The following is a 21,872-nucleotide window of genomic DNA, read 5'->3' on the forward strand; positions in this document are numbered from 1 at the left end:
TTTAGATACATAATTGAGCATTAATATTTACATATAAAATTCCCGGCAAACCGGGCAGGAACTTTTTCAGTACTTCCAAAGATTAGTATTTTCTTTTAATGAACCTACCTGTACTGTAGGGTAGCTTTATTTAAAGATGCGGAGATTACCCTATGCAATATATCGGGATATTAAAAGGGGAATGGCATGCTTTAAAGGTCAAACTATTTGTCAAAATAAGCTATTTTTTGAAATCAGGCCTGCTTTTTCAGCATTACCTGACAAATAACAGTGCGGAGTTATCATTCATTAATCGCACACTATAACGCAAATCATCCTGTAAAAAAAATTGCCAGCCCTGTTAAAGCTGGCAAATACTGAAATGCGTATGACCTTTTATGTTAGTCAAGATATGCTTTATAGACGGGCTTGTAACCCATGAGAAAGGAAAAGGGGTTAAGTATCCCAAAGATAATTTTTTGAACCGCATAGGGTGGTTTTGCCAGCCGGAATTCATCAGAAAAAAATTTTGCTGTTACCGCTATTTGTAAAATACCGGGCATCCCGTCTTCATTTGTTTTATTATCATTGGCTAACCCGGTAAATGTTTCCAGTAAATTTTCAGATTTCATGGCAGGACGAACTTTCCAGTTCACTATTGTTTTACTGTCCGAACCGTTCCACATAGAATGGATTTTATTACGGGGTATATGCAAGCTGTCGCCTTTTTTTAACGTTATCGTTTGCGCATTTATTTTTACAGTCAGTTCGCCCGATATAACCGTAAAATCTTCTTCCTGGTACGGATGATAATGGGCCGGGGGTTCTTTTGACTTTGGGTCAAACCCGGATTCCATTTCAAGCAATGCACCGTTGCTATCTTTGGCGGTTTGAATAAAGCGGATGACCTGCCCGGTTTTGGAATTGGAAATTATTTTATTGCTGATTGCCATACTGCTGGTTTTTATATTTCGCTCTGGTTAACAATTGATGAAAGCATAAGCCCGTCGTTATTGACGGGCCGCTCACCTCTCACTTCTTTCTCACCTCACTCACTATTCACATTTCCACATTTTCACATTCCCCTACTTTATTTCATTAATCCACTGCTGTACAAATGCCCTTGCTGGTTCTATCACTTCTTTTCCCGCCCGGAAAGCCATTTTCCACCTGTTGCTCTTTCTTTCATATATGGGGTTTGCAAAAAACTTTTTGCCATTTTTTTCTATTAACCCTGCATTAAAATCTATATCACCGGTTTCATCCAGAAACTGCTGTAGTCTTATTTTTACAAACAACAGATGATTGGAAGGATACCGGGCTTCCCAATCTTTCAGCATGCTTTCATTGGATTGTTCAATTGATTTTTGCAAGACCTCATAGTTCTTTGCATATGCTTTTATATATTTATTTTCCGGGTCTTCTGCGTCTTTTAAATTTTGTTTGGCCGCCTTAAGACCATCCTCGAACATGGGTTTGGTTTCCGGGGTCGCTTTTTTTACCAGGTCTTCTGCATTCTGCACAAATTCCTTGCCCTGCTTTATCATATTGGCACGCATCACATCGGGTGATTCCGCTTTTTGAAGATCCCTGGGTTTGTTGTTTTCCTTCATTGCTGCATATTCAGCAACAAATCCACCGGAGACCACATATTTCTTTACATACAGCAGCAGATCTTTAACAACAGCGCTGCGGTTGCCGGCAGCTATATTTTTAATATGGCGTACCCCGTATACATCAAGGGATCCGCCCAGTATGCTGCCGCATATCTTTTTATCTGCTTCGGTTTTGGCAATTCCCAGTTCTTTTAAGAAATCGTCATTTAGCCTGCTAAACGTAAAAGCATAAATAAACAAAGACATGATAGTAAGCAGGCAGAAAACGCTGCATACCCGCAGGAACATTTTTACTTTTTTTAATAACAACTTTTTCATTTTATTTTTTTTATCATTTTAATTGTAGTGCAAATTTCAGCGGGAATACGGACAAGGAAAAGGCCTTACTGAATGAGTTGTTATAAATAGTGCACAGACCGGATAAATAGTTTCATCCGGTAAGTCTTACAACTTGCTTATCTGCCAATGCTGAGCTTTTGCCCTTACTATTTCATAATTAAGCGGCCATGATATAAATTTGATCTCTATTAAATTCCCTTACTTGCGGAAAGTATACTGGTTTCTCTTTTGCTTTTTGAATTTCCTTCAAAACCTGCCTGCACAGGACAGCAGGCTATATGCTTTTACGCACTACACCGTAAAAGATGGCCTTGCCAGCTATAATACCCAAAGTATTGTGCAGGACAAGCAGGGTTATATGTGGATAGCAACCATTAATGGCCTGCAGCGCTTTGATGGTACCCGCTTCATAACCTTCCGCCATAACCCTGCCGATCCGGATGCTTTGCCGGATAATTATATTTACCAGTTGCATATTGACAAAGAGCAGCATTTGTGGGTTTTATTAAACAATGGTAAGGTTGGCATATTCGATACCCACCAGTTCATTTTTAAAGAGGTGAAGATCAGGCTGAAAAATCAGCGGCACCTTACAGCCATCAGGTCTTTGCTTGAAGATAGCGGTGGCAACCTCTTTTACGTGATACCGCATGAAGAGATACTGACATTCAGCAAAAAAAACAATGAATTCGCTGCTGCTCATAATCCTTTTGACCTACCCCCCAACTGGAGTGTGGGGAACGTGGTTGAAGATTCGGTTGCAAAAAAATACTGGATAGCAACAGATTCGGGAATGGCAGTCTTTAATAAAGTAACACGACAGCTCAGTTACCGCGGACACAATACAGAAAAGGAACCTTTTATTGAACAGTTCGGAAATATTACGGGATTAAGCAATTATGGGGTGGATGCCCAAAGGCGGCTGTGGTTTTTAAGCTGGCCTTATACAAGAGACTGGGGGCTGATCTATTGCTATGATTTAAATAAAGAAAAAGCAGTTTTTAAAGACTACAACCTGGTTCCTTTGGTTAAAGGCTATTTTGAACCCTCCTGCATTCTTCAGCAAAAAGACGGATCCATATGGATCGCCGGTTTGAACATTTTTATAAAATACAATGCGCTTCAAAAAAACTTTCAGCAAGTTTACAACGGCTATGTAAACGATCAGGGTATCAGTTATGAAAGCGTAAAATGCCTGTTTGAAGACAGCGAACAAAACATTTGGGTAGCTACCGACAATAACGGGTTATATGTATTCAACCCTTCCAAGCAGTTCTTTAGCAGCATCAAGCATATTAACCGCAACAGTCAGAAAGCGGGGCGCGGAGCTTTAATGTCTTTTGCACTCACTCATTCAGGCCAATTGTTAACAGGTACATGGGGAGATGGCCTTTATCAATATGACAGCAATCTCAATGCGGTTCCGTTTAACATTAAAGGAATGGATTCGCTCTGCAAATATTCCATATGGGACATGCATACCCTCAGGGATAAAAAAACAATCTGGATGGTAGGACAGCCTTCGGTAGTGATGTTATACGACCAGCCAACCCAAAGCGTAAAAAAATACAATCCAAAAATATTCGGGGGGCGCACCATCAGGCAGGTTGCGGAAGATCAGCAGGGAAATATATGGCTCGGTATGCATAGCTCAGGCGTGTACAAATGGACACCCGGCGCCGGAACAAAAAATTTCGAAGATGGTTTTTATAAGGTCAATAGTATTCCCGATATTAAGATCCAGGGAATCACAGCAGACTCCAAAGGTTTTATATGGATATGTACTGCAACTGAAGGTATATACAAAATAAACCCGGCGAACGACAGCATTGTTGAACATATTACCAGCAACGGTACGCCGGCAAAAAGGCTATTGAACAACGATGCAATAACTGCACTGGAGTATAATGACAGTATAATGATTTTACTAACAGGGGCGCTTAACATTTACAATACCCATACCCATACCATCAGCTATATTACAGCATTGAATGGTTTGCCCTCTGAATCCGCAACCAGCATCCAAAAAGACATGGACGGGTATTTATGGATAAGCTTTTTAAACGGGCTATGCAGGATGAACCTGGAGAAAAAAACGTTTACATATTACGACCGGCATGATGGTATAGCAAACGACAACTTCGATATTGCCTCACACTATTTACCCGATGGCAGAATGCTGTTCGGTACAACAAACGATTTCCTGGTTTTTAACCCCGATGACATACAAACCAATTTACCGCCCAGGAATGTAACCATTACCGGATTTAAACTGTTTAACAAACCGCTTTCTGTTGATTCATTACTGCAGCACGGCGGCATCGAATTGCAAAGTTCCCAGAATTACATCAGCATCAGTTTTTCATCCTTAAGCTATTTCAACAGGAATAAATTATCGTATTACTACAAGCTTGAAAATATTGATAAAGAGTGGAAAAAAGCGAGTGAAGTTAATGAAGCTGTTTACAATTATCTTCCTCCCGGCGCCTATACTTTTAAGGTAATTTCCGAAAATGCAGATGGCGTTCTGAGCGCCAAAGCCACTGAATTTAAAATCATCGTGCATTCTCCTTTCTGGCAAACATGGCTGTTTTACTGTATACTGGCATTACTGGCAGGATGCATAATATACTGGCTGGACAAGGAAAGAATGAAAAGAAAGGAAAGCATGCAGCAAATGCGCAGCGATATCGCAGACAATCTCCATGAGGAAGTAAATACAGCTTTAAATAATATTAATATACTGAGTGAAATAGCGAAGCTGAAAGCCAGCAAGGAGCCTGTTAAATCAATAGAATACCTGGAACAGATTCATACCAAAAGTCATAACATGATCATTGCCATGGATGATATGCTTTGGGGAATTGATCCTGAAAACGACAGCATGCGTAAAACAGTGGAACGCATGAAAGAGTATACAGATGCTTTAAAGAACAGGCATTCCACGCAAATTGATATACTGGTAGACAAAAAAGTAGAAAGGCTGGAACTGAACATGAAACATCGCCTTGAATCTTTCCTGTTATTTAAGGAGGTGATCAATACCATTGTTCAAGGTGGCGCTCAAAACAACCGCATTCATATTGGTCTGGAAAAAACAAATATCATCTGCACTATCCAGTTTGATAACAATGGCAGCGATATACAGCAACTCGGTAGCGCTTTGCAAAGACCCGACCTGGATAAACGGTTAAAAGAAATTAACGCCAGGCTTAAGATGCAGTTAGATAAATCTCATTCGGTAGTGATATTAAAAATCCCGGCAAACCTTTGATTATTTGCCCATCCATTTTTTAAACTCAGTCACCTTTTCACGGCTAACCAGCGCTTCTTTGTCTACAGCAGGAACCAGGTGCAGCATTAAACGGTTGCCAAAATAATCATGGATCTGGTCTATACAACCTATGGACACATAAAAGGCGCGGCTGATCCGGAAATATTTTTCAGCATCCAGCATTTCTTCCAGTTCATCCATGGTATAATCCACCACGAATTTTTTATTATCTGTGGTTTTAAAAAAGTTCAAACGCCCGTCGCTGTAGAAATAAGCAATATCATCCACTTCAATGCTAACCAATTTCTGTGCCTGCTTAACCAGGAAACGTTTGCGATACTCTTTGGGTTGCAGCTTCCGTTGAAGTTCTTTCACAAGGTTGTCAATGCTTAAACCGGCATCGCCTGATTTATTGTTATTGTATGATGATTGCAGCTTTTTATATTTATCCATAGCCGCCTGCAATTCTTCCTTTTGAATAGGTTTGAGCAGGTAATCAACACTGTTTACCTTAAAAGCTTTTAATGCATATTCATCGTAAGAAGTGGTAAAGATTACCGGGCTTTTTACTTCCACCAGGTTGAATATCTCAAAGCTCTGGCCATCTGCCAGCTCAATATCCATCAGTATCAGATCGGGAGCCGGGTGCTGCTGAAGCCATTCGGCCGTAGCTTTGATACTGTCGGTAACGCCTACTACCTGCGATGAAACATCTACTCCGGACAGGGCTTTCTGCAATTTTTTTACCGCAAGATCTTCATCTTCCACAATTAGTATTTTCATATTAAAGGGTTTTTGTTTTGTTTGCATGGCCGGCTTTGTCTTCGGTGCTGCCATTCCATATCAGTGGCAATACCACCGTAAAATTTCTTTCATCCGCCATTACCTGGAAGCCCTGCTTATTTAATAATTTGTATTTGGCGCTTATATTATCCAACCCTACTTTGGTTCCCTGTATTTTTACTACCCTGTGCCGGAGATTATTATTTACCACCAGTTTATTTCCCGCGGTAGTAAAAATATCAATCACCACCGGGTAATTTTTAGACAAAGAATTATGTTTCACCACATTTTCTACCAGCAACTGCAATGTTAATGACGGCAGCAAATACGATTCGTATCGCTTATCAATTTCCATGTTCAATTGCACTGCTTCTCCATGGCGGGTACGTAAAAGTTTGTAATACGATTGAATGAACTTCACCTCATTTTCAACAGTACTTAACCCATCCTCATTATTCCTTAATAAATAGCGGTATACTTTGCTAAGCTCATTTAAAAAGCTTTCCGCCTTTTGCCTGTCTTCACTGATCAGCGATGACAAAGTGTTGAAACAATTAAAAAGAAAATGGGGATTAACCTGGCTTTTGAGCGTATCAAATTCCTGCTGAACAGCCAGATCCCGCATCCTGTTTTTTTCTTCAATACTTTCTTTATACTTGCCCAATACATAATCGGCTTCAAAAAGTGTTTCAAAAATCAGGTTTACACAAAACCCTACCAATAAACCCGCTTTCAGATCAGCTTCCGTAAGTGTATAACCCAACATACCAAGCTGGTCGTAGAGCAGAAATATGAATGTCACAGAAAGCGACATAAAGGGAACAAGAAGCAGGGCAAGAATAATGATCCTTATCCTGGTTTGCTCCAGTTGGGGATACCGTTTTTTTATTGCGTTGCCAATAACAACATGCCCCGACCATGAAGCCACACCTATAACAAATATCAGCGGAAAGGAGATCAGCCATACTTTTGCATCTTTAAATATTCTTTCGTCATACATGATATAATTGAGTACAAAATCAATAAGCGGCATAGACGTAAAAAAAGAGTATACCTGCAGAAGTGTTGGTCTCATCCACCTGTTCATAAGTTTACCTCCTCTTTTTTATGAATCAGGGGCACCTGTATGCAGCGTTCTGCAGCCCTATCTTCAATACGCACAGGAAGCTGTACAAGCAGCCGGTATTTGTTTACAAGATTGTCGAGCCCCGCTTCATAGTTCATCTCTTCCGTTACGGTTTTAGGCTGGATATTATTTTTGATCTCCAGCACGCCGTTACCCTTTGACCTGATGCCGATTTTGAGCGGTGCATTTTTACTTACCGTATTTTGGGAAAATGCATTTTCAATGATCACCTGCAAAGTAAGCGGCGGCATGCATTTTAACTTATCCTTTTCCTCAATCGTTGCAGTTAGCTGCAGTGCATCGCCATATCTTGCTTTTAATAAAAAAAAATAAGATTCAATAAACTTCAGTTCCGTTTCTAAAGTAACCAACTGGTCGTCTTCGTTGCGAAGCATATAGCGGTACACCTTACTCATTTCATCCAGGAATTTTTCGGCTGCAGCGCCATCTTCACTGATCAGGCTCGAGAGTGAGTTAAGGCTGTTGAACAAAAAATGAGGATTCACCTGGCTCTTTAAACCCAATAGCCGGCTTTGATTATAGGCTTTTGATAATTTTTCCGTTTCCTCCATACTTTCCTTCCAGTTATCGTACCGGGCCACACCTTCCATTAAAAAAGTAAGGAACACATTAAGAATACCCAAACCGATACAACTCCAGATAAAAGCCGTTTCATTAAATGTGTAATCCCAAAATGGTATCTTTTCATATCCCCTGAAAAGGGAATATAAAAAAACAAGGGTCAGCAGCCAGAAGTTCAGTATCATTAGAATCAACCTTTTACTTACCTGCTGTTCTAATGGAAACCGCTTCTTTAAAGTAACCGCTACAATACCGCATAGTATAAAATCAACACAAACGCCTGCCCAGGTTATTATTGTAGCCAGTACAAACACGCTCCAATCCGAAAAATACAGTCCACCGAAAATAATACTATTCACGATGAATGAAAAGGGAACGGTTACCCAAAACATCACAGTATAATCTTTGCTCGTATATTGCGGTAATCTGATTTTCATTTGTTTTTACAAATTACCATCTTTTCCCTGTTTCACCGGTTTTCACAAAATAAACTGTGGCTACGGCTGTATGAATTGAGGAAAACGGTGTATGAATTGTATAAATTAGCCTTCCACAAGGTGTTTGAATCATTAATTTGCGGGGTACGCGTAAAGAAGTTGCCTTACTGTATCTTTCAAACAAGCCTGCTGCATGCCCTCTCAAATAGTACGCATTCGGATACTACTGCATCCGGGCCGGTTGCTGCGGCGCCGGCACAATATTTTTTACTGGTTTTGTAGATTGCAAAAAGGTAAAAACCGCTTTAATGTCGGTATCGTTTAACTGACCAAAATTGGGCCATGGCATCGGTGGTAACAAAGGCCTGGTATTATCCAGTCCTTTATACTTTCCTTCGCGCAGTGCTTTTGTGAATTGCAATTCCGTCCAGCTACCAATGCCAGTGAGGTCGCTGGTAATATTAGCGGCGAATGAAACGCCCCATGGCCCCGCGGCAGCGGTAAGATCCGGACTAAAGAGAACCCATCCTTTTTTGATTTCGTCGGTGTTAACCGGGGCCAAAGGCATATTTTGCTGGTAGCCCGAAAGTCTTAACTCAGGAATAATTTCAGGTCCGTGAGTTCCCATCCTTTTGGGCGAATGGCAATCATCGCAACCCATTACAGTTACCAGGTAAGCCCCTCTTTTTACAAGGCTGTCTTTATTGATTGCGGCGGGAACTGTTTCCGCTTTGCTTCGTGTATTACAGCTTATAATAACTGAAGCAATTGCAATTAAAAAGATAGCAACAAAAATTATTGTACGCATAAACATCATATTGAGTGTTGATAGTTAAAAATCATTTGGCATCAAAAGTATAGTGCAACTTCGCGGCAGCCTATAACGCTATGTATGAATTGCTATTAGCGCCTGATGAATTGATCATTGTCATTACCAACAGGGGGAGATGCATGATATTCTGCGTATTGCGCTTAACTTTAACTATGCTTAACTTATTTATTACGGGTTGTATTATGATATGCTTAACTCTGCCACTTTACGGCGGGCAGTGGCAAACCACCCGGTATAAAGACCGGGTTTTCACAGGCATTACAGTGAACAAAGACCTTGTTTATCAGCCCAATCCACCTGCGCATGCAAAAGAAAAATATTACCTGCTCGACTTATACCAGCCCCAAAATGATACCAGTAGCAGCCGCCCGCTGATCATCTGGATGCACGGTGGTGGTTTTAAATTCGGTAATAAAAAATCAAGAGGAACACCCCTATGGAGCAAACGTTTTGCACAACGGGGTTACGTATGCGCCGCAGTAAATTACAGGTTAAGTAAAAAAAATACTTTATCAGATTTCACAGCTTTGGTAAAGGCATGTTCGGATGCTATAGAAGATATTAACCAGGTTCTTTCTTTTTTCAAAGAAAACAATGGTTTATACAGGATTGATACCAGCCGCATTATTTTGGCCGGCAATTCGGCCGGAGGCATGATAGCCCTGCAATCGGTTTACAGCAATGCGGAATTAATGAGGCAGCGCATGCAGGTTGCTGCCGCTTCCAGTCCGGTATCCGCTACCCGCAATCCCCTGCATATAGCTGCAGTAATTAATTTCTGGGGAGGCATGTTCGATACCAGTTGGTTAAAAAATGCCGGCGTACCCATAGTAAGCGTACATGGCAGTAAAGACAGGATAGTACCGTTTAGGAAAACGGATAATGGCGTTTATGGAAGCTTTATTATCCATAAAAATGCGGATGCCCTGCATATTCCCAACCGTTTAAAAGTATATGAAGGATATGCGCATGAACTGCAGAAAAAATTCAACCCCTTTTGGGCGGGCAAGGCAACCAAAGTCCGCTGGCAGGAAGCTGGTCAGTTTGCTGCAGATTTTTTGTATGAGGAGCTATTTAGGTAATACTAGGAAAAAGAAAATTGGAATCCGCCGCATACCTGTTTCACAATAACAATAGAAATGGTACAATAATTGAAATTCATCATGTAAACGATCAGTATGAGCAAACAAAGATTATTTCCCGTGATGATTTCTATGGCTGTTATTTTTTTATTCAGCGGCTGCACTGTAGTGGAAGGTATTTTTAAAGCCGGAATGTGGTGGGCATTCTTTTTGGTGGCGATTGTTGTAGCGCTTATACTATGGATTATTTCAAAAGCAAGAAAGAAATAGCGGCGGTTTCCTTCTTTTTGTTACCTGTATGTATAAGCATAGAACAACATCATTATTGTTCTGTTACGCCAATTGGGGAAATATAATATTCCCCAATCTCTCTTAACGATCCGCCTATTCGTGCATGGTATAACTAACATTTACCTGGCTTCTGATCTCGTCCATTATTTTTATCATTTCGATGCTGAAAGCATGCGATAACAATTTACTTTCTATTTGCTTATTTTGTATACAGCTTAGTACCTCTTCTGTTTCAAAATAAAGTCCATGTCCCTCCCACTGTATGGGATAAGTTACAGGCGCCTCATTATACAATTGCAGCTCAATGCCGGGTGTTTTTTCAAACCACGGATACAATATCTTAATTGTTCCTTTTTCTCCTGCTATTTCTACCGGCAGCTTCGTTTCCGATTTCAGCGAGGATTCCAGCGTAGCATGCTGCCCTTTATTATAGTGAAAAAGAATCGAACAGGTTTCGTCTATTCCTTTTTCCGATAAAGTTCCAACGGCTTTGATGGTATCCGGCGCTCCCAATAGCAATAACGCAAGAAAAACAGGGTATACTCCAAGATCAAGCAAAGAGCCACCGCCCAATGCAGGATCAAAATAACGACTATCCGGGTCAGGCGGCGCTTTATATCCCATGGAAGCTTTGATGGAAACAATTTCGCCAAGCTTACCCTCCTTAAGCAACGACATAACCAGTCGTATACCGGGCAAAAACCGGATCCACATACCTTCCATTAAAAAAGTTTGTGCTGATATAGCTGCATCCACCAGTTCTTTACATTGAGTTTCATTAATAGTGAGCGGTTTTTCACATAATACCGGTATCCGGTGTTGCAGGCATTTCATCACCTGCCCGTGATGGAGGGTATGAGGAGTGGCAACATATACCACGTTCATATTTCCTTTTGCAATAAATTCATCGAGCTCAAAAAATACATGTGGAATATTAAATGTGCCGGCAAATTCCATGGTGCTGTCTTTGCTATTCCCAAGCACTGCAACAACCTCCTGCGGCGTTTTAACAAAAGCCAGGTCCGATACAAATTCACGGGCAATGCTTCCCGGTCCGATAATTCCCCATTTAACAGGTTCCATATGTAATATTTTCAGCTAATAAGTCAATTTCCCTGCCATGGCTTTTATCGAACAAAATGCATCTGTTTATATGAGTGAACAATTGTTGAGCTTTGGCAGTACAGCCTAATAAAGCACCTGCTTGTTATGCTGAAGAAGCATGCATTTCTGTTTAGAAAACAGGGACTGTAGAAATATTTCCCCTCTTCATGAAAAAATTGTTTGCCCCGGATTTTATCGGAAATCACGGCGTAAAGTGGACAAGGAAAATTTTCAAATATATCTTTCCACCATTTCAAGCAAATATTTTACTTCAAAAGGTTTTTCAATATAAGCATCTGCTCCTGCTTCTTCAGCCAGTTTACCAATATGAGGGTTTGCTGAAATCATAATAACAGGTAAGTGAGATGTTGTATTTTGCTTCTTCAAATACCGGCAAATGTCAATGCCATCAACACCGGACAATTGTTTATCAAGCAAAAAAAGATCAGGAATATCAAATTTATTATTCAGGAGGTCATCGCCATTTGTTATCAATTGTACTTCATAGCCTGCTGTTTCAAAAATTATTTTGAAAATATCCCGTATCCCGGGATCGTCATCAGTAACCACTATGTTTTTCTTTTGGGGAGTACTTTCCATAAGGTGAATGATTGATCTATATTTTAAGATCAGGTTAATTGAGCAGCCGGTAGTCTTTTTTAAATATAGGTTTCAATAAGCTTACCATATAAATACGCCCCTGCACCGATAGCAATAAATCAACCTGAATATCAGTAGTTATAAGTTCATTATTAGATCCCAAAACATTTTTTGACAAAAACAGGTCTTTGGAAATAGTTATTACTTTAATCCCGTATTGTTGCTTTAATTCCCCGGTTATATTACTCAAACCTTCATGGTCTCTTGCCATTATTACCAGGTTAAATCCGTCTTTTGCAAAAAGATCAGCCAGTCCATAGCCTTCCTCATCTGCCGCTCCCGTAATTAATGCATAGTGAAGATCTGCCTCCATTTCAAATATTTTATTTGAAGTAAACAGGATTTGTAAAACTATTATTGTGCCGGTAACGGTGGAATGCAAAAGAAGATGAAAAATGATAAAAATAGCAGGAACCCGGTCACACTTCCCGCATAACCCCGACAAACAAGGTCTATCTCTGCCTCCCGGGCGTTGGTTTCTTTCTCGGTTGCAGTTTATAGTTAGCATCGCCAGTTTCGTCAAGCGAGTGGGAAGAATGGATATCTTTCTCTTTTTCTGCCCTTTCAGAAAGCTTAATATAAAATTTCTTCAGGATCATTAATTCCTCTTCCGTCAGATCCTCGATATCTACAAGGCGGTTACTCGCCCTTTCATCGCTGGCAATTAGTTCGTTTAATTTTAAATGGATAGCTGCCGTGTCCTTGTTTTGAGATTGCTGGATAATAAAAACCATGAGAAAAGTAATGATAGTAGTGCCCGTGTTAATCACCAATTGCCAGGTGTCTGAATAATCAAATAACGGTCCTAATGCCGCCCACAGGATTATAAGACTGAAAGCAAGAATAAAAGCCCCGGGGCTCCCGGTTTTCCGGGTCATCCAACCAGAAATTTTATTAAAGACCCGTCCAAGATTTGATACCCTCCTTTTTGAAGTACGTTTATTCATTTTGTGTTTGGAAATAAATTGTACAGGAAAATGTTGCATTATCTTTCCCTTTCCTAATCTTCAGGATTCACAAATCATGCCATGAACCTTATCCAGATCACCCAGGGGGAGGCGGGGAAACAACAGATGCTGCTAAATCATTTGCAGAAAATATTCCCCAAGTAATCTCAAACATGTTTGCCGGCAGGCAGATAAAAATTATTTTTTGGCATGCATTTTAAACTGCTTATGTTATGTCACTCAGTACTTATAAAAAAAAACGTGCCTTCGCCCAAACTCCTGAGCCTACCGGTGGAAAATCCAGCGGCGATGAACTGCGCTTCGTTGTTCAAAAACATGCGGCCACCAACCTGCATTACGATTTCAGGCTTGAAATGGACGGAGTGCTCAAAAGCTGGGCAGTTCCAAAGGGTCCTTCCACAGACCCTTCGGTTAAACGACTGGCAATGATGGTGGAAGATCATCCTTTTGATTACAGGACTTTTGAAGGCGTTATTCCAAAAGGACAATATGGCGGCGGTACAGTAATGGTTTGGGATGAGGGCACTTATGAACTGGCCGAAGGAAATTTTACAACAAAAAAAGCAAGAGAAAAAGAACTACTGCATCAACTTCATAAAGGAAAGATCGTTTTTAACCTGAACGGAGAAAAGTTAAAAGGGCAGTTTGCGCTCGTAAAATCTTCGTACCGCGGTGAAAATTCATGGTTACTAATGAAAGTAAAAGATAAATACGCCAAAACCACGGAGATATTAAAGAAAGAAAAATCAGTGGTTTCGGGCAGAACCTTAAAGCAAATTGAAAGCGATGATTCATCGGCTATTTATGGAAAAACCACCAAAAGATTCAGTGCAGTACAAAAAAACATTAAGCCACTTTCCGGAAAAAAGGCAATAGCCAATACGGGGAAAAAAATGAAATTCCCTACCACACTTCAACCCATGCTGGCAACCCTTGTAGATAAACCTTTTGATGAAGAAGGCTGGCTCTACGAAGTTAAATGGGATGGGTACCGTACCATCGCATTGCTTAACGGTAAAAATACAGACCTCCGTTCGAGAAACAATAAATCCTTTAATGAAAAATTTTACCCTGTTTATGCTGCGCTAAAAGATCTGAAAATAAATGCAATACTCGATGGAGAAATTATAGTAGCTGATGAAGAGGGATTGTCCAATTTTGGCAAACTACAGAACTGGCGCAGTGAAGCTGACGGTGAACTGAAATTTTATGTATTTGATATATTATGGCTGAATGGCTATTCGCTTATGGAACTTCCGTTAAATGAAAGAAGAGAAAAATTAATAAGTACCCTGCCCGCTCATCCTATGATACACATCAGCCAGACCTTTGACACTACGGGAACGGAATTTTTTGAAGCAGCCAAAAAAATGAAGCTTGAAGGCATCATGGCAAAAAAAGCGGATTCTTTATATACTCCCGGGTCAAGGTCGAAAGAATGGCTTAAAATTAAAGCCGCCAAACGCCATGAAGTAGTAATTGGTGGCTATACGCAAAATGAAGGCAGTCCAAAACATTTCAGTGCCTTACTGGCAGGCGTATACGAAAAGAATAAACTTGTATATACCGGTAAAATTGGAACCGGTTTTTCGGAGCAGACGCAAAAGGAAATGATGAAAAGGTTTAAACCCCTTATTACGAAAACCAATCCTTTTACCGTTGAACCTGACGTAAATAAGCCTTCCCGCTTTCGCTCCCACCCTCCCAGGGCAACCGTTACCTGGCTTAAGCCAAAATTGATCTGCGAGGTATCCTATACGGAGATGACCACCGATGGTGTAATGCGTCATCCATCTTTTGAGGGAATGCGGGAAGATAAAAAAGCACAGGATGTACACCCGGAAAAGCCTTTATCAACCAAACAATTGCTGAAAAACAAAAACCATGTGCCGGATGAAAAAAAGATCCTTATAAAAAAGGGTAAAACCGAAAGAAAAACACTGCTGAATCCCAATGATCAGCAACAGAAAAGAAAGATCAGCGGGCATGAGCTTTCTTTTACTAACCTAAGCAAGTTATATTGGCCCAAAGAAAAGATCAGCAAACGCGATATGCTGAATTATTATTACCAGGTAGCCCCCTACATATTGCCTCATTTAAAAGACCGCCCCCAGTCGCTCAACCGCCATCCAAATGGAATTAATGGCAAAAGCTTTTACCAAAAAGATGTAACGGGTAAAGTTCCGGATTGGATAAAAACTTTTCCATACCGCAGCGCAGAAGATGAAAGAGATAAGAATTTTATGGTTTGTACAGATGAAGCCAGCCTGCTGTATATGGCCTCGCTGGGATGTATTGAAATGAATCCCTGGAGCAGCCGCATACAATCGCCTGATCACCCGGACTGGTGCATTATTGATCTGGATCCGGATAAAAATAAATTCGACCAGGTTATAGAAGCGGCACAGGTTACACGACAGGTGCTTGAAAGTGCCGGCGTTACATCTTACTGCAAAACCTCCGGCTCCACCGGCCTGCATGTTTATATTCCTTTGGAGGCAGCGTATACCTATGAGTCGTCTAAAGAATTTGCAAGAATGATTGTAACATTTGTTCATGAACAATTACCCGGGTTTACCAGTATTGAAAGAGCTACTGCAAAACGCAAAGGAAAAATCTATCTCGACTTTTTGCAAAACCGCCCCCAGGCTACCCTGGCAACGGTGTATTCGCTGCGCCCCAAGCCTGGCGCCACAGTATCCATGCCCCTTCATTGGGAGGAAGTAAAAAAAGGATTAAGCATGCATGACTTTACCATACACAATGCGTTGTCAAGAATAAAGCAGGAAGGTGATTTATTTAAGCCGGTTCTGGGAAAGGGAATCAGCATGAAAGCTGTGATCGCTAAATTGGAAAAATTGTAAGCTGCATGTTTCAGTCAGCTGTGTGATCAACATTCTGTATTTTCAAAAATATAAACTATGCCAACTACTATAACAAAAAAGCAGATCAGGAAACCACAGAAGCAGCAAAGACCGGGTTCAGAGCAAAAAATGCAACCTAAGCCTGTATTTGATTACCCTCAACAAAAAGGAAGCAATAAGCTTCATAATAAAGTAGCATTAATAACCGGCGGAGACAGTGGTATTGGCAAAGCAGCAGCCATTTTGTTTGCCAAAGAAGGAGCCGACATAGCGATCAGTTATCTCAGCGAAAAAAAAGATGCGGGTGAAACAAAAAAAATTATCGAACAGCAATATCATAAAAAATGCCTCCTGGTTGCCGGCGATATTGCAAAAGAAAAACATTGTAAGGAACTGATCAAAAAAACGATCGCAGCATTTGGACGTATAGATATTCTTGTTAATAATGCCGGGTTGCATTTTGAAAATAAATCTTTAGAAAAAATAAGCACCCGTGAAATGATTAAAACTTTTGAAACCAATGTGTTTTCCATGTTCTGGATCACTAAAGCATGCCTGCCCCATATGAAGAAAGGTAGTTGCATCATTAACTCGGCATCCGTCACAGCTTATCGTGGGAGTCCTTCCTTAATGGATTATGCGGCTACAAAAGGTGCTATTGTTTCTTTTACCAGGAGTTTGTCGGCCAATCTTATAAAAAAAGGCATCAGGGTAAATGGCGTGGCGCCCGGTCCTGTACGGACACCGCTTATAGCATCAAGCTTTAAAAGTAAAAAAGTAGCGCAGCACGGCAGTAACGCCCCTATGGAAAGAGCTGGCCAGCCGGTTGAAATTGCTCCATGCTATTTATTCCTGGCCTGTTCCGATTCCGGTTATATTTCGGGCCAGTTCCTCCATCCTAACGGAGGAGAAATTGTAAATGGCTAAAGTTGTGTTTTTATATCCTGCGCAATAAATAAAACCTTAACTTAACATATTTTGATTACTATGATGATTTAATAGATAAGCCTCCTGAACTTATGTCAACAGCACAATCTTTAACTGATAAAACGCATTTCATTTCAGGTGATGGTGAGATGAATGGACGTATCCGGAATTTTGACTGGGTCAATACATCCGTAGGTTCGTTTGAAAAATGGCCCCAAGGTCTGCACACTGCCGTTAGTTTGTGCCTCAATTCCAAATTTCCAATGGTCGTGTGGTGGGGAAAAGACCTGGTAAAAATTTACAATGATGCATATAGCGTTATACTCGGTGCAAAGCACCCCCATGCATTAGGTGCAAGAGGAAAAGAAGTTTGGCCGGAGATATGGCATACTATAGGTCCCATGCTGGAGAGTGTGCTTCAAACCGGAAAAGCAACCTGGTCCGATAATCAACTGTTGCTGCTTTATAGACATGGCTTTATGGAAGAATGCTATTTCACCTTTTCTTACAGTCCTGTTTATGGTGAGAATGGAAAAGTAGAAGGCGTTTTCTGCGCCGTTACAGAAACAACAGACGCCGTTACCTTGGAAAGGCAGTTGCAAACACTTACCAGTCTCGGTAAAAACATTTTAAATCTCACGGGAGACCTGGAAGTATATCAAAAAAGCATTGAAGTCATTAAACAAAACCCCAAAGACTTTCCTTTTGCCCTTATTTATGAGGTAAGCCGGGACGGGAAAAAGCTTTCGCTGGCAGATAAAACATCGGAGGATCTGGAAAAATTTTTTCCTTATGAAATTGACCTGGATAAGCATTCGGGCCGGTTTCATGGATTGGCCGATGCGGCCCTTGGAAACGTAGCGGTAATATCCGATGATTTGCTTGAAAGATTCGGAAATTTACCTGCAGGAGCATGGGATAGTACAATTCGTAAGGCCTTAGTATTGCCCGTAGCACATAGCCAGCAAAAAATTCCTTATGCCATTCTAAAAGTAGGCATCAATCCTCATCGTATTCTTAATGATAAATATCAAAGGTTTTTTAAGTTTATTGCCGATCAGATAGGATCCGGAATCAATAACAGTCGCATTTTTGAAACAGAACGAAAACGAACCGATGCGCTTGAAGAACTCGATAAAGCTAAAACCGTTTTCTTTTCCAATATCAGCCACGAATTCCGCACCCCGCTTACACTCATGCTGGGCCCCCTTGAAGAACTGATCAACGCCCCGGAAGACAGGTTAAACAAGAGCGAAAGACAAAGCATTGAAACCACCCACCGCAATGCCATGCGGTTGCTTAAATTAGTAAATAACCTCCTCGATTTCAGCCGCATCGAATCAGGAAGAATGACGGCCCGTTATTCCTTAACAGACATTGCATCGTTCACCACTAACCTTACCGGTAATTTTCGTTCCACTATTGAAAAGGCCGGGTTAGCACTGGAAGTAAAAGCACAGCCCATTAAAGAACTGGTGTATGCAGATAAACAGATGTGGGAGAAAATTGTTTTTAATTTGTTGTCGAACGCTTTTAAATATACATTCAACGGAAAAATTTCTGTTTCGCTATATGCTCAAAATAACCAGGTTATTCTGGAAGTGCAGGATACAGGAGTGGGAATTCCGGAAAAAGAATTGCCGCACATGTTTGAGCGTTTTCACCGGGTGCAGCAGGTAACCGGCAGAACACATGAAGGCACGGGTATCGGACTGTCGCTGACCAATGAACTCGTTCGTCTTCATGGTGGTACTATCAGTGTGGAAAGCCAGGAAGGAAAGGGAAGCATTTTCAGGGTTGCTATACCTTGCGGCAAAGCACACCTGCCCGTTTCACAAATCAATACCAGCGACAAAGATATTGAAGACGTCATTTCGGATTCCTATATAGGAGATTCATTTGCTTTACCGGGAAACTTTAAACCAAAAATAAAAGACACAACTGATGATGAAAATAAAAACATCGGCGCCCCGGGCATACTGGTTGTTGATGATAATGCCGACATGCGGGAATATCTTCAAAGCCTGCTCGAAAAAAAATATCGCGTGCTTACCGCCGGCAACGGGATGGAAGCTTTACACATAATTAAAGCTGAAAAACCCCTGGTTGTTTTAAGTGATATTATGATGCCGGTAATGGATGGCATACGGCTCACGGAAGAAATAAAGCAGAACAGGCAAACAGAAGATATTCCTGTGATGCTTATTACAGCACGGTCCGGTGAAGAATCAAGAATCGAAGGATTCGAAACCGGCGCTGATGATTATTTAGTAAAACCTTTTTCGGCAAAGGAGCTACTGGCAAGGGTTCATGCCCAAATCAAGATCGCCCAAACCAGGAAACATGTCGAGCACCAGCTAAATAATTTATTTGAACAGGCCCCGGTGGCTATAGCTGTAATGCATGGACCTGATTTTATTGTTGAGATCATCAATGAAATGGCCCTTCAGATTATAGGCAGGCCGAAGGAACAAATCATGTATCAACCCCTGTTTGAAGCTATGCCTGAAATAAGGAACCAGGGATTTGAAGCCATTTTCAGCAGCGTATTTAAAACCGGCAGAAGAATGGTGATTGAAGAAATAGAGGTGCAGTTGCTGCGAAACGGAAAGCCGAACGCTATTTTTGCAAAGGTCGTGATTGAACCGCTCCGCGAAGAAGACGGAAGCATATTGGGGATAATGATAGCTGCTTATGATATCACTGAACATGTAACCGCCCGCAAAAAAATAGAAACGAGCGAACTCCGTTACCGCCACTTAATACAAAGTATCTCCGTTGCGCTTTATACCTGCGATAAAGAAGGAAGGATTTTACTGTACAACCATGCAGCCGTGGAACTTTGGGGCCGCGAACCTAAGGTGGGTACGGAATTATGGTGCGGATCATGGAAAATATTCCAGACTAACGGCGAGTTGCTTCCTTTCGATAAATGCCCCATGGCTATTGCATTAAAATACAACCGGGTTGAAACTTTTGAAATTATTATTGAACGTCCGGATGGCAGCCGCCGCCACGTATTGCCTTATCCCCAACCTATTTTGAACAATGAAGGTGAAATAACCGGCGCTATCAATTTATTACTGGATATAACAGAAAATACAAAAATCCGGAAAGCCCTTCAGTTAAGTGAAGAAAGATTCGGCAATATTATAAACCAGGTAGGAGCAGGAATAGCACAAACCGATATTGCCGGTAAGTTTATTGCGGTAAATGAACAGTATTGCCAGTTGACCGGCCGTTCTGAAGCATCCCTTTTAGAAATGCGTATTCCGGATGTAACACATCCGGATGACCGGCAGCAAATTATACTTTTATTGAAGCGTTGTGCAGAAGAAGAGAAAAGCTTTACAATGGAAAAGCGATATCTCAAACCCGATGGCTCCGTGGTTTGGGTAAACAACAGTGTATCGCTGATAAAGGGATCCAATAATATTAATTTTCTTACAACGGTAAGCATTGATATTACAGAAGCCAAAAAAATGGAGGTCCGGTTAATTGAAAGTGAAAACCGCTTCCGCAATCTGTCCGACACCATTCCTGTTATAATCTGGATGGCCGATAACAATGGCAATTGCACCTATCTTAATAAGCAATGGTACGATTATACAGGTCAAACACCGGAAATTGCACTGGGTGATGGCTGGCTTAATGCTGTACACCCTGCAGACAGGGAAATTACAACAGGCGCTTTTTTTAATGCAAAACCAAAGGAAACATCTTTTGTAATGGAATTCCGCCTGAAAGATAAAAAAGGAGATTACCGGTGGTTTCTCAATTCAGGGCTTCCCAATTATAATGAAGATAAAAATTTTGAAGGGTATATAGGATCCTGTACAGACATTACGGATAACAAGAAATTATCGCAGCAAAAAGATGAATTCATGAGTATCGTAAGTCATGAACTCAAAACCCCTGTAACATCACTAAAAGCTTTCACACAATTACTGGAAATGAAGTTCTCAACTGCCGGAGATGAGGCTTCATCTGCCATTATGCGCCGCATGGATGTGCAGATAAGTAAATTAAATACACTCATAAGCGACCTGCTCGACATTACGCGGCTGGATGAAGGCAAACTGGCCTTCAAAAAAGAAGTATTTTCATTCACCGATCTGGTAAATGAAACAGCAGAAGAACTGCAGCGTATTTCTACCAGCCATACTATCGTAACAGAAATATTTTTTAATTGCCTGCTTACAGGGGACAGGGAAAGAACAGGACAGGTATTGATCAATCTTATTACCAATGCCATTAAATATTCACCCAAAGCCAATAAAATAATTGTAAAAGTTAACAGGCACAACGATTCAATAGTTTGCGCTGTAAAGGACTTTGGCATTGGCATAGATAAAAGCAAACAATCCCGTATCTTCAGCAGGTTTTACAGGGTAGAGGGGGAAAAATTTGATACTTTCCCGGGATTAGGACTGGGTTTATATATATCGGCTGAAATTATAAGAAAACAATCGGGGGAAATATGGTTCGAGAGTGAACCGACAAAAGGATCAACTTTTTACTTTAGCCTTCCCGTTAATAAAGACCAAAACAAATGACAGAAAAAAAAATTTTTATTCTGGATGATGACAAGGATATCCTTGATTCGATGAGAATGGTATTGGAATTTAAAGGATATAAGATAGATACTTCGGCCAATCCGGAAAACCTGAACAGTATTTCTGAAAAAGCTCCTGATCTGCTATTGATTGATCTCTGGATGTCGGGGGTAGATGGCTCAGATATCTGCAGACAGTTAAAAGATAATGTCCAAACCAAACATATACCAGTAGTTATTATTTCTGCCAACGTCAATATTAAGGAACTCAGTCATAATTGCAAGGCAGATGGCTACCTCTCAAAGCCTTTCGAAATAGACGAATTATTATCAACAGTGCAGCAATATACCAGGGATGCCTGAAAGCTAAAATTCCAGCTATTTTATCCAATGCATTTTAAAAAGCCGGAACAGCAACGTCCCCTGTTGCCATTCCGGTTTTTAATCATCCCA

17 protein-coding genes are annotated in these 21,872 nt (G+C 40.9%); 7 read left to right on the forward strand and 10 right to left on the reverse strand.

The window, feature by feature from the left end; all coding sequences use genetic code 11:
- Positions 1-380: 380 nt before the first annotated feature.
- A complete protein-coding gene (locus FRX45_RS00925; protein WP_152266509.1) occupies positions 381-932 on the reverse strand; it encodes a cupin domain-containing protein in 552 nt (183 codons plus the stop codon).
- Positions 933-1,064: 132 nt separating this feature from the next.
- Positions 1,065-1,913: a hypothetical protein gene (locus tag FRX45_RS00930; RefSeq protein WP_152266510.1), complete on the reverse strand. Its 849-nt coding sequence runs from the start codon at positions 1,911-1,913 to the stop codon at positions 1,065-1,067.
- 223 nt (positions 1,914-2,136) lie between these two features.
- Between FRX45_RS00930 and FRX45_RS00935 the strand changes: the two genes are divergently transcribed.
- Positions 2,137-5,208, forward strand: coding sequence for a ligand-binding sensor domain-containing protein (locus FRX45_RS00935; RefSeq protein ID WP_152266511.1), 3,072 nt, complete (start codon positions 2,137-2,139; stop codon positions 5,206-5,208).
- Here the strand turns inward: FRX45_RS00935 and FRX45_RS00940 are convergent, their stop codons facing one another.
- The 4 genes from FRX45_RS00940 to FRX45_RS00955 form a co-directional block, all read right to left on the reverse strand.
- Positions 5,209-5,991, reverse strand: a complete 783-nt coding sequence (locus FRX45_RS00940) for a LytR/AlgR family response regulator transcription factor (RefSeq protein WP_152266512.1) — start codon at positions 5,989-5,991, stop codon at positions 5,209-5,211.
- A gap of 1 nt (position 5,992) precedes the next feature.
- On the reverse strand, positions 5,993-7,078 hold the full coding sequence (locus tag FRX45_RS00945; RefSeq protein WP_152266513.1) for a sensor histidine kinase: 1,086 nt from the start codon (positions 7,076-7,078) through the stop codon (positions 5,993-5,995).
- Entirely contained in the window at positions 7,075-8,136 is a 1,062-nt protein-coding gene (locus FRX45_RS00950; RefSeq protein ID WP_152266514.1) for a sensor histidine kinase, read from the reverse strand. The genes FRX45_RS00945 and FRX45_RS00950 overlap by 4 nt, the downstream gene beginning before the upstream one ends.
- Before the next feature lie 223 nt (positions 8,137-8,359).
- Positions 8,360-8,944 (reverse strand): c-type cytochrome, encoded by a 585-nt coding sequence (locus FRX45_RS00955; RefSeq protein WP_152266515.1) that lies wholly within the window; start codon positions 8,942-8,944, stop codon positions 8,360-8,362.
- Positions 8,945-9,120: 176 nt separating this feature from the next.
- Here FRX45_RS00955 and FRX45_RS00960 point away from each other — a divergent pair, with 176 nt between their 5' ends.
- Both FRX45_RS00960 and FRX45_RS23105 read left to right on the forward strand, forming a co-directional pair.
- Entirely contained in the window at positions 9,121-10,050 is a 930-nt protein-coding gene (locus tag FRX45_RS00960) for an alpha/beta hydrolase (RefSeq protein WP_193311538.1), read from the forward strand.
- A 96-nt stretch (positions 10,051-10,146) separates the two neighbouring features.
- Positions 10,147-10,320 carry a hypothetical protein gene (locus FRX45_RS23105; protein WP_193311567.1) on the forward strand — a complete coding sequence of 58 codons (174 nt, stop codon included), beginning with the start codon at positions 10,147-10,149 and terminating at the stop codon, positions 10,318-10,320.
- 114 nt (positions 10,321-10,434) lie between these two features.
- On the opposite strand, the gene FRX45_RS00965 is transcribed toward FRX45_RS23105, so the two are convergent.
- From FRX45_RS00965 to FRX45_RS00980, 4 genes are all read right to left on the reverse strand, one after another.
- On the reverse strand, positions 10,435-11,424 hold the full coding sequence (locus tag FRX45_RS00965) for a Gfo/Idh/MocA family protein (RefSeq protein ID WP_152266517.1): 990 nt from the start codon (positions 11,422-11,424) through the stop codon (positions 10,435-10,437).
- A 252-nt stretch (positions 11,425-11,676) separates the two neighbouring features.
- Positions 11,677-12,045 (reverse strand): response regulator, encoded by a 369-nt coding sequence (locus FRX45_RS00970; RefSeq protein ID WP_152266518.1) that lies wholly within the window; start codon positions 12,043-12,045, stop codon positions 11,677-11,679.
- Positions 12,046-12,079: 34 nt separating this feature from the next.
- Positions 12,080-12,418 carry a Rossmann-fold NAD(P)-binding domain-containing protein gene (locus FRX45_RS00975; RefSeq protein WP_152266519.1) on the reverse strand — a complete coding sequence of 113 codons (339 nt, stop codon included), beginning with the start codon at positions 12,416-12,418 and terminating at the stop codon, positions 12,080-12,082.
- A gap of 139 nt (positions 12,419-12,557) precedes the next feature.
- Complete coding sequence (locus tag FRX45_RS00980) at positions 12,558-13,091, reverse strand: low affinity iron permease family protein (RefSeq protein WP_317163077.1); 534 nt, start codon at positions 13,089-13,091, stop codon at positions 12,558-12,560.
- Between the two features lie 194 nt (positions 13,092-13,285).
- Between FRX45_RS00980 and ligD the strand changes: the two genes are divergently transcribed.
- From ligD to FRX45_RS01000, 4 genes are all read left to right on the forward strand, one after another.
- Positions 13,286-15,937 carry a DNA ligase D gene (ligD, locus tag FRX45_RS00985; protein ID WP_152266521.1) on the forward strand — a complete coding sequence of 884 codons (2,652 nt, stop codon included), beginning with the start codon at positions 13,286-13,288 and terminating at the stop codon, positions 15,935-15,937.
- 57 nt (positions 15,938-15,994) lie between these two features.
- A complete protein-coding gene (locus FRX45_RS00990) occupies positions 15,995-16,864 on the forward strand; it encodes an SDR family oxidoreductase (protein WP_152266522.1) in 870 nt (289 codons plus the stop codon).
- Positions 16,865-16,956: 92 nt separating this feature from the next.
- Positions 16,957-21,420: a PAS domain S-box protein gene (locus tag FRX45_RS00995; RefSeq protein ID WP_152266523.1), complete on the forward strand. Its 4,464-nt coding sequence runs from the start codon at positions 16,957-16,959 to the stop codon at positions 21,418-21,420.
- Positions 21,417-21,782 (forward strand): response regulator, encoded by a 366-nt coding sequence (locus tag FRX45_RS01000; RefSeq protein WP_152266524.1) that lies wholly within the window; start codon positions 21,417-21,419, stop codon positions 21,780-21,782. The genes FRX45_RS00995 and FRX45_RS01000 overlap by 4 nt, the downstream gene beginning before the upstream one ends.
- Positions 21,783-21,872: the final 90 nt, after the last annotated feature.

The organism is Agriterribacter humi (assembly GCF_009192765.1).
GTDB lineage: Bacteria > Bacteroidota > Bacteroidia > Chitinophagales > Chitinophagaceae > Agriterribacter > Agriterribacter humi.

Excerpts from the sequence above, each read along its gene's own strand:
- FRX45_RS00965 (WP_152266517.1), bottom strand. The coding sequence starts at position 11,424 with ATGGAACCTGTTAAATGGGGAATTATCGGACCGGGAAGCATTGCCCGT.
- FRX45_RS00990 (WP_152266522.1), top strand. The coding sequence starts at position 15,995 with ATGCCAACTACTATAACAAAAAAGCAGATCAGGAAACCACAGAAGCAG.
- ligD (WP_152266521.1), top strand. The coding sequence starts at position 13,286 with ATGTCACTCAGTACTTATAAAAAAAAACGTGCCTTCGCCCAAACTCCT.
- FRX45_RS00980 (WP_317163077.1), bottom strand. The coding sequence starts at position 13,091 with ATGCAACATTTTCCTGTACAATTTATTTCCAAACACAAAATGAATAAA.
- FRX45_RS00940 (WP_152266512.1), bottom strand. The coding sequence starts at position 5,991 with ATGAAAATACTAATTGTGGAAGATGAAGATCTTGCGGTAAAAAAATTG.
- FRX45_RS00995 (WP_152266523.1), top strand. The coding sequence starts at position 16,957 with ATGTCAACAGCACAATCTTTAACTGATAAAACGCATTTCATTTCAGGT.
- FRX45_RS00960 (WP_193311538.1), top strand. The coding sequence starts at position 9,121 with ATGCTTAACTTATTTATTACGGGTTGTATTATGATATGCTTAACTCTG.
- FRX45_RS00945 (WP_152266513.1), bottom strand. The coding sequence starts at position 7,078 with ATGAACAGGTGGATGAGACCAACACTTCTGCAGGTATACTCTTTTTTT.
- FRX45_RS00930 (WP_152266510.1), bottom strand. The coding sequence starts at position 1,913 with ATGAAAAAGTTGTTATTAAAAAAAGTAAAAATGTTCCTGCGGGTATGC.
- FRX45_RS01000 (WP_152266524.1), top strand. The coding sequence starts at position 21,417 with ATGACAGAAAAAAAAATTTTTATTCTGGATGATGACAAGGATATCCTT.
- FRX45_RS00970 (WP_152266518.1), bottom strand. The coding sequence starts at position 12,045 with ATGGAAAGTACTCCCCAAAAGAAAAACATAGTGGTTACTGATGACGAT.
- FRX45_RS00925 (WP_152266509.1), bottom strand. The coding sequence starts at position 932 with ATGGCAATCAGCAATAAAATAATTTCCAATTCCAAAACCGGGCAGGTC.
- FRX45_RS00975 (WP_152266519.1), bottom strand. The coding sequence starts at position 12,418 with ATGGAGGCAGATCTTCACTATGCATTAATTACGGGAGCGGCAGATGAG.
- FRX45_RS23105 (WP_193311567.1), top strand. The coding sequence starts at position 10,147 with ATGAGCAAACAAAGATTATTTCCCGTGATGATTTCTATGGCTGTTATT.
- FRX45_RS00950 (WP_152266514.1), bottom strand. The coding sequence starts at position 8,136 with ATGAAAATCAGATTACCGCAATATACGAGCAAAGATTATACTGTGATG.
- FRX45_RS00955 (WP_152266515.1), bottom strand. The coding sequence starts at position 8,944 with ATGCGTACAATAATTTTTGTTGCTATCTTTTTAATTGCAATTGCTTCA.